Here is a 7,842-nt window from a genome sequence, read left to right as displayed (position 1 = left end):
CGCAAGCCAGTCATCGAACGCGGCGGGCTCCAGGATGACGGTCTCGAAGGCCATCATCGCGTGGGACGCGCCGCAGAATTCGGCGCATTGGCCGCGATACAGGCCGGGGATCTCGGGGCGCAGGGTCAGCACGGTTTCGCGCCCTGGGATCATGTCCATCTTGCCGCCAAGCGCGGGCACCCAGAACGAATGTATGTAGCGGTTCGCGTTCAACTTCAGCTCGGTCCGCACGCCTGCGGGCAGGCGGATCTCGTTGGCGGTGATCACGGGGGCCTCTGCCCCTTCGGGCCAGTATTCGACCCGCCACCACCATTCCTCGGCGGTCACGCGCACCACGAGCCCGTCGCCGGTCGCCCGCTGTTCGGGCATGATCGACAGCCCCCAGGCCAGCAGCGCGCCGACCAGAACAGTGGGAAAGATCACGCCGCCGAACAGGATCACCCGATCGGCATGGCGCACCGACATCTGTCCGGGACGCAGGCGGGTGACCACATAGAAAGCCCCGTTCAGCGCCAGCCACAGCACCACTGCACCGCCGAGCATCACAAGGAACAAGAGGTGAAGCTGCGCGGCATCCTCTCCCGCCGGGGCGAGCGCCGACTGGCGCCCCTCGCAGGCCGCGAGAAAGAGCGGCACCGACAGGACCAGCGCCCGGCGCAGAGGCGCCGGTGGCTTTGCAAGATGGCGAAGAATGCTGTCCCGTCGCAAGCCGGTCCCAAGGTTAGTCGGTGACCTAAGCGTAGACGCCCGGAACAGTTCCGCAAGAACATCGAAGGGATAATGATTTGTCGTTTTGAATGACCTGGGGCCGCGCCGCCGCCTGCTTTCGCGCCATCTCGATAACTCTCAATGGGCCACGATCAGTCATGGACCCGCCGCGCTAGGCGGTGCCAGTGGCTTCAGCGATTGGCAGACCGGGCCGTCACCGGTCCCAACTCGGGATGTGCATAGTTAGAACCACCACCGGGCGGTGTCTGCTGAACTGTTGCAGCTTCAGGCGACAGCGTTGCCGAATTTGCCGGGGGGGTGTTCGGGGTGGACACTTCGGATGCCCCAGTGACAGGGGCAGGGTCCTCTGTCAGACCCGGTGCCTCGGCGCTCTTGGACCCAAGCCACCAGATCAACCCCAGACAGCGAAGACCACGACCGCGATCATGCCGACCAGAGGGCCGATATGGTTACCCTTCTGCTTGTCGACATTATCATTCGGCGCAGACGTCGGGTTCCTCACTCCGGCTCTGGCCTCTGGAATGAACCTCCGGGCACGGCTTCTGCTCCGGCCGGACCGGATGCCGCCGTTCCGGATAAATCATCCCGTCATTTTAGCTTGGAGGCCTCCGGTGTCAGATCGGGGGCGTTTTGATGCGCCGCGCGGAAGTTCCGGCTGCGCTCGAACTCGGGCATGCCCCAGCGGCGCGTGACGATCCACGCGTGGAAGGAGCCATCGATGAACACCGTATCGATCCCCTGTTCCTCCCGCAACCAGATCCAAGCTGGCAGAGTGCTCGGCCCCGGTGTCAGCAGGGACCGCCAGCCGAAGCGCTTCAGGTCGATGGCAAGGCGCGACAAATCCTTGGGCGCACGCAGCACGCGGGCGCCGTTATTTCCCACTTAACCTGTCTTCCCGTCTGAGGCTCCCGGGCCCGACGTCCAACCCGCCGCGGCATTGCTGGCCGCGCCGAACGTCTGACCGAACGTCCGCGGCCATCAGAGAAGGATCTCGGGGAACAAGCCGCAAAACTGCGGCGTTGGCCGGTGATTTCCAGCGAGATGTAGATGACGCTTTCCCAAGCCCTGTCCTTCGCCATCCTCGGCGCGATGATGCTGCTCTTCATCTGGGGACGCCTGCGCTACGATCTGGTCGCAATGCTGGCGTTGCTGGCGTCAATCATCGCAGGGACGGTGAAGCCCGAGGAGGCGTTTCGCGGCTTCAGCGACGATATCGTCATCATCGTTGGTTCGGCGCTGGTGGTCAGCGCCACCGTCGCCCGCTCCGGCATCATCGAGACCGCACTGAACTGGCTGTCGCGGGCGCTGACCTCGGTGCGCTGGCAGCTGACCGCGCTGGTGGGCACGGTCACTTTTCTGTCGGCGCTGGTCAAGAACATCGGCGCACTGGCGATGCTCATGCCCGCGGCGTTCAAGATGTCCAAGCGCTCGGGCGTCTCGCCATCGCTGTTCCTGATGCCGATGGCCTTCGGCTCGCTCCTCGGCGGGCTGATCACGCTGGTCGGGACATCGCCCAACATCATCGTCTCGCGGGTGCGCGAGGAAATGACCGGCGAACCCTTCACCATGTTCGACTACGCCCCTGTGGGCCTTGGCCTATCGGTCGTAGGCATGCTGTTCCTGCAGGTCGGCTACCGCCTGCTCCCCGCCGACCGTCACGCGACGCCGAGCCTCGATGAAGCGGTGGGCATCAGCGACTACAACACCGAAGCCGAGGTGCCGCCCGAGGCAAAGGCTGCGGGCTGGACCGTGGGCCAGCTTCTGAGCAGCGTGGATGGCGGTCTGGTTGTCACCGGGGTCGTGCGCAACGACGTGCGCCGCACGGTGACAATGCCCGAGACGGTTATCGAATCCGGCGACACGCTTCTGCTGAGGGGCGAGGCGGATGCGCTGGAACGCGCGGTGACAGCGGGCGGGCTGCGACTGGCGCGGCAGGAAGAGGAAAAGGGCGCGAGCAAGGACAAGGTCGGAATCTTAGAGACGGTGATCACCCCCGCCTCGTTGCTGGTCGCCCGCAGTGCCGCCGATGTCGGGCTGCATCAGCGCCATGGCGTCAACATCATCGCCATTTCCCGCGCCGGGCAGCGGATGACCGAACGGCTCAGTGCCACGCGGCTGGCGGCTGGCGATGTTCTGCTGCTGCAGGGGCCGGCGGCGATCCTGCCGGAGCGGATGCAGGACCTGGGCCTGCTGCCCTTGGCCGAACGCAGCATCCGTCTGGGCAACGTGCAGAAGGAACTGCTGCCGCTCATCATCCTCGCCGCCGCGATGCTTCTGACAGCCCTGAGCCTCGTCCCCGTCGCCATCGCCTTCTTCGGGGCGGCAGTGCTGATGATGGCCACCGGCGCGATCAGCCCGCGCGATGCCTATGAGGCGGTGGAATGGCCGATCCTCGTGATGCTGGGCGCGCTAATCCCGGTGAGCGAGGCATTGCAGACCACCGGCGGCACCGATCTGATCAGCAACTGGCTATCGGCGGCGGCGACGGGTCTGCCCGCTTGGGGCGCGCTCGCGTTGATCATGGTCGCAGCGATGGCGGTAACACCGTTCCTGAACAATGCCGCGACCGTGCTGGTCATGGCCCCGATCGCCGCGATCTTCGCGACCGAGCTTGGTTTCCGGCCCGACGCCTTCCTGATGGCGGTGGCAGTCGGTGCGGGCTGCGATTTCCTCACCCCCATCGGGCATCAGTGCAACACGCTGGTGATGGGTCCGGGCGGCTATCGCTTCGGCGATTACGCCCGGCTCGGCGCTCCGCTTTCGCTGCTGGTCGTGCTGGTATCGGTGCCGCTGATCCTGACGGTCTGGGGGGTTTGAAGGCGATCCTAAGCTCAGGACTTCGGTGACGGGATCGTCTTCGGCAAGAGGCTTTGCGCACAACTGATCGCCCGCCATGGCGGGTATCTTTTTGATTTGCTGCACAAGCCTGGAGGAGCCTCGGCACTCTTCCGTGATCACCCTCGCAGCCATCGTCAACGGACATCCTGTCACCAGCATCGACTATGTTCATGCCTCGGGCCGTCAAAGCCGACGCAAGCTGCAATCCAACGGGGTGCGCGCACCCGTTACACTCCGGTAACTCATTAAGTTGAATGCGATTTGTTCCGCTGAGCGCGGATCCGAAAATGGCAGGGAAGCGAGACCAGCGGGAGAAATCCGGACGACGCAACGTCAAACAAATTCGGTATCTGGGAACCTTCGCACCTGTTCAGCTGCGGGATTATCAGGCCGCGATCATGAAGCGAGTGCAGCACCGCTCGGTCCATCGACGATCATGACCGGACAGCCGCGGGAACAGCGCTCGACCCGGCTGTCGATGCCGTAGAGCGCACGGATCAGCGAGGGGGTGAGCACCTCAAGCGTCGCTCCGCAGGCCAAGACCCGGCCGTCGCCGATCGCCAGCGTCGTCGTGCAGCTGCGCATCACCTGGTTCAGGTCGTGCAGCGCGAGGATAACCACCGCGCCCGTCTCGGCGGCATAGGCGCGCAACGCCTCCAGTACCTCGTATTGCCGTGACAGGTCCAGCGCCGAGGTCGGCTCGTCCATCAGCACGATCCTAGGGCCCGAGACCAGTGTCTGCGCGGCCGAGACCAGCTGGCGCTGCCCGCCGGACAGCTCGGGCAGCTGGCGCTCGGCAAGCGCGGTCAGGCCGAAGCGGTCGATCACCGCGTCGACCGCCATCAGCTCGCGCGCGGACAGCCGCCAGCCGCCGCCGCCCTGTTTCAGCGCGAGGATGATGCTCTCGTAGACGCTGAGCGCGGCGGTCATCGCCGTGTCCTGCGGCATGTAGCGCAGATCGGCGGTCACGGCGCCGGTCAGGCGGACATTGCCCTCGCCTCGGAGCTGGCCGGCGATGCGCCGGAAGAGCGTCGATTTCCCCGCGGCATTGGCACCAACAAGGGCGGTCAGCACGCCGCCGGGGATCTCGGGCGTCGAGATGTCCGACAGGATCTTGCGCCGACCGTAGCGGGCGGCGAGACGGTCGAGGGCAAGGCTCACCATCCGCGGCGTCCCTTCGTCAGGATGAGGGCCGCGAAGAAGGGCACGCCCACCAGCGCGGTGATGATGCCGATCGGCAGCACCGCGCCGGGCAGCAGCGCCTTCGACAGGACCGAGGTCGCCGACAGGATGATCGCCCCGGTCAGCAGCGCGCCGGGCAGGAAGAAGCGCTGGTCCTCGCCCAGCAGCAGCCGCGCCAGATGCGGGCCGACGATGCCGATGAAGCCGATCGTGCCCACGAAAGAGACCGGCACCGCGGCGAGAAGCGAGACGAGCAGCAGCGCCTCGAGCCGCAGTCGGCGCACCGGGACGCCCATCGCGGCGGCGCGGGTCTCGCCCAGCCGGATCGCGGTCAGCGCCCAGGCCCGGCGCGCGAAAAGCGGCGTGCAGATAGCGAGGATCGCCGCGGTGATCGCGACCTTGCCCCAGGTGGCCTTGGTGAGGCTGCCCATGGTCCAGAAGACCACCGCCGACAGCGCCTGTTCGGTCGCGAAATACTGCAGGAGCGCAAGCGCCGCGTTGAAGGTGAAGACCAGTGCGATGCCCAGAAGCACGATCGTCTCGACCGTCACGCCGCGCATCGTCGAGAGCCCGAAGATCAGCAGCGCCGCCGCCATCGCCATGGCGAAGGCGTTGAGAGGCACCATGAACCCGATCGCGCCAGGGAAAAGCGCGACGCCCAGCACCATCGCCAGCGCCGCGCCGAAGCTCGCCGCGGCGGAGATGCCCAGCGTGAAGGGGCTGGCCAGCGGGTTGGCGAGGATCGTCTGCATCTGCGCGCCGGCCAGCGACAGGCTCGCCCCGACCGTCACCGCCATCATCGCCATCGGCATCCGGATGTCCCAGACGACGACGCGCATCTGCAGATCGGCGGCGCCCGGTAGGAACAGCGTGCGCAGGACATCGCCCAGCCCGTAACGCGCCGGCCCCAGCGAGACGTCGAGCGCCACCGACAACACGAGAAGCCCCGCGAGCCCCGCAAGTGTCGCCAGGCGACGTGCCACGAGGCTACGATAGCCCCGTGCCTGTTGCCCGAAGTCCGTCGTCAGGGTCGCCATGTGCTGCCTCGCGATGTCGGTGGCCGGTTCAGTTCATGCTCTTCTCGTCGAGCGAGACCCAGTAGCCCGGTCGGTAGTCGATCGGCAGGAAGCGGGCGTGCAGCTCCTTCAGCGTCGCCTCGGGATCGAGATCGTCGAAGAGTTCGGGGTGCAGCCATTTCGCCAGTTGCTGGACGGCGACGAAGCTGTAGGGCGAGTTGTAAAATTGGTGCCAGATCGCGTGGACCTTGCCGGTCTCGACCGCCTTCACGCCGGCGAAGGCCGGGCGGTCCATCAGTGCCGCGAGCTTGGCGCGCGCCGCCGCCTCGTCCGAGCCCGGACCGACTCCCACCCAGGCACCGCCCGGGACATACGCCTCCCAGTTGCCGCCCGTCACCACGACCTGCTCGGGGTCCGAGGCGATGATCTGTTCGGGATTCACGGTGCCGAAGGTGCCGGGGATGAAGGCGGAGGCCAAGTTCCGGCCGCCCGCCAGCTCGACGAACTGGCCGAAGTTCGCATTGCCGAAGGACATGCAGCAGTCCTCGGTGTAGCCGCCCGCGCGCTCGACGAAGGTCAGGGGGCGCGTCAGGTCGGGATGGGCGGCGATCACCTCGGTCACCCGCGCCATCTGCGCCTGGTAGAAGTCGTTGAACTCCTCGGCCCGCGCCTCCTTGCCGAAGAGTTTGCCGATGATCGCCATCGACTGCGGCGTATGGGCGAAGGGATCCTCGCGGAAGTCGACATAGACGATCGGGATCCCGACCTTGGCGAGCTTCTCCTCGTAGCCGGCCTCGTCGGTGGCGGCCTTGGCCTCGAGGTTCATGATCATCACGTCGGGCTTCAGCGCCACGGCCTGCTCGATGTCGAAGGTGCCGTCCTTGAAGCCGCCGAAGGTCGGGATGTCCTTCAGTTGCGGGTATTTCTCGGCATAGAGCGCGTAGCTTTCCGGCGCGGCCTGGCGCAGGTCGTCGCGCCAGCCGACGATGCGGTGGAAGGGCGCGTCATTGTCGAGAACGGCCGCGAAGAAGATCTGGCGGCCTTCGCCGAGGATCACCCGCTCGACCGGGCCGTCGAGGGTGACGCTGCGCCCGGCGATGTCCGTGACGGTGACGGGATCCGCCAGCGCGCCGGTAGCGGCCAGCAGTGACAGCGCAGACGCGCCAAGGAACGACCGAAGGAACATGTGCGACCCCCGCAATGATGGTTGGGAGGGATCGCTACTGATTCCGACTTATTCAGTCAACTATATTTCTTGACAGAAAGGGTAGGGGATAGGAGATACCTGCCAACAGCCGGGAGAAACCGATGTCGAGCCTGCCCCAAGCCAGCAACCGCGACCTGCGCGACGAGATCCGCGACTACTGGTCGGACCGGGCCGCGACCTTCGACGACAGCCCCGGTCACCGGATCACCGACGGGGCCGAGCGTGCCGCCTGGGAGGCGCTCTTCCGGCGTCACCTCGGGCCGGGGGAGGGGCGCGCGCTTCTCGATCTCGCCTCGGGCACCGGCGAGATTTCGCGGCTGTGCCAGGGGCTGGGTTTCTCCGTCACCGGGCTCGACTGGTCCGAGCCGATGCTTGCACGGGCGCGGGTGAAGCTGCCGGGGGTGAGTTTCCTGCAGGCGGATGCCGAGCGCACAATGCTGCCTGCCGCCTCCATGGATGTCATCGTCACCCGCCATCTGGTCTGGACGCTGGTCGATCCGCCGGCGGCCTTCGCGGAATGGAGACGTGTGCTGAAACCGGGCGGTCAGCTGCTGCTGGTCGACGGGGATTTCGTCACTCCGGGCTGGATCACGCGGCTTGTCCGGCGGTTGCGGCCTGAAACGTCGCTCACGCCCGATCGGCGCCGGCATGCCGACATCCTGAGCCGCGTCTATTTCTCGCAAGGCGCCCGAGCGGACCATATCGCACGGTTGCTTGCAGACGCGGGTTTCCGGGACATCAGGATCGATACCCGGCTGGGGGCGATCCATCGCGCACAGGCGGCGAGCTTCGGTCTGAAGCGGTCGCTGCTCCGCCGCACAGAGCACCGGTACGCGATCTGCGCGCGGGCACCACTCACAGACTAACTCA

Annotated in this window: 7 protein-coding genes; 2 read left to right on the top strand and 5 right to left on the bottom strand. The window is 66.4% G+C overall.

The features are described 5' to 3' along the window. On the bottom strand, positions 1–636 hold a 636-nt coding region (locus V8J36_RS21525), incomplete at its 3' end, for a cytochrome c oxidase subunit II (RefSeq protein ID WP_442902523.1). 681 nt (positions 637–1,317) lie between these two features. Next, complete coding sequence (locus V8J36_RS21520) at positions 1,318–1,611, bottom strand: hypothetical protein (protein ID WP_336469379.1); 294 nt, start codon at positions 1,609–1,611, stop codon at positions 1,318–1,320. A 165-nt stretch (positions 1,612–1,776) separates the two neighbouring features. Here V8J36_RS21520 and V8J36_RS21515 point away from each other — a divergent pair, with 165 nt between their 5' ends. Next, entirely contained in the window at positions 1,777–3,546 is a 1,770-nt protein-coding gene (locus V8J36_RS21515; RefSeq protein WP_336469378.1) for an SLC13 family permease, read from the top strand. A gap of 417 nt (positions 3,547–3,963) precedes the next feature. Here V8J36_RS21515 and V8J36_RS21510 read toward each other — a convergent pair whose 3' ends face one another. The 3 genes from V8J36_RS21510 to V8J36_RS21500 are packed head-to-tail and all read right to left on the bottom strand — an operon-like array spanning position 3,964 to position 6,951. After that, positions 3,964–4,731, bottom strand: coding sequence for an ABC transporter ATP-binding protein (locus tag V8J36_RS21510; protein ID WP_336469377.1), 768 nt, complete (start codon positions 4,729–4,731; stop codon positions 3,964–3,966). After that, on the bottom strand, positions 4,725–5,786 hold the full coding sequence (locus V8J36_RS21505; RefSeq protein WP_336469376.1) for a FecCD family ABC transporter permease: 1,062 nt from the start codon (positions 5,784–5,786) through the stop codon (positions 4,725–4,727). The genes V8J36_RS21510 and V8J36_RS21505 overlap by 7 nt, the downstream gene beginning before the upstream one ends. Before the next feature lie 28 nt (positions 5,787–5,814). Continuing rightward, positions 5,815–6,951, bottom strand: coding sequence for an ABC transporter substrate-binding protein (locus tag V8J36_RS21500; protein WP_336469375.1), 1,137 nt, complete (start codon positions 6,949–6,951; stop codon positions 5,815–5,817). A gap of 122 nt (positions 6,952–7,073) precedes the next feature. Between V8J36_RS21500 and V8J36_RS21495 the strand changes: the two genes are divergently transcribed. Further along, complete coding sequence (locus tag V8J36_RS21495) at positions 7,074–7,838, top strand: class I SAM-dependent methyltransferase (RefSeq protein ID WP_336469374.1); 765 nt, start codon at positions 7,074–7,076, stop codon at positions 7,836–7,838. Positions 7,839–7,842: the final 4 nt, after the last annotated feature.

The sequence above is a fragment of the Frigidibacter sp. MR17.14 genome (assembly GCF_037095735.1).
Lineage (GTDB): Bacteria > Pseudomonadota > Alphaproteobacteria > Rhodobacterales > Rhodobacteraceae > Frigidibacter.
Note: the sequence above shows the minus strand (reverse complement) of the source record. Positions and strands in the feature narration are given on the sequence as shown.

Bases quoted from the DNA above. Each gene is read 5' to 3' on its own strand.
- V8J36_RS21515 (WP_336469378.1), top strand. From the start codon at position 1,777: ATGACGCTTTCCCAAGCCCTGTCCTTCGCCATCCTCGGCGCGATGATG.
- V8J36_RS21510 (WP_336469377.1), bottom strand. From the start codon at position 4,731: ATGGTGAGCCTTGCCCTCGACCGTCTCGCCGCCCGCTACGGTCGGCGC.
- V8J36_RS21505 (WP_336469376.1), bottom strand. From the start codon at position 5,786: ATGGCGACCCTGACGACGGACTTCGGGCAACAGGCACGGGGCTATCGT.
- V8J36_RS21500 (WP_336469375.1), bottom strand. From the start codon at position 6,951: ATGTTCCTTCGGTCGTTCCTTGGCGCGTCTGCGCTGTCACTGCTGGCC.
- V8J36_RS21495 (WP_336469374.1), top strand. From the start codon at position 7,074: ATGTCGAGCCTGCCCCAAGCCAGCAACCGCGACCTGCGCGACGAGATC.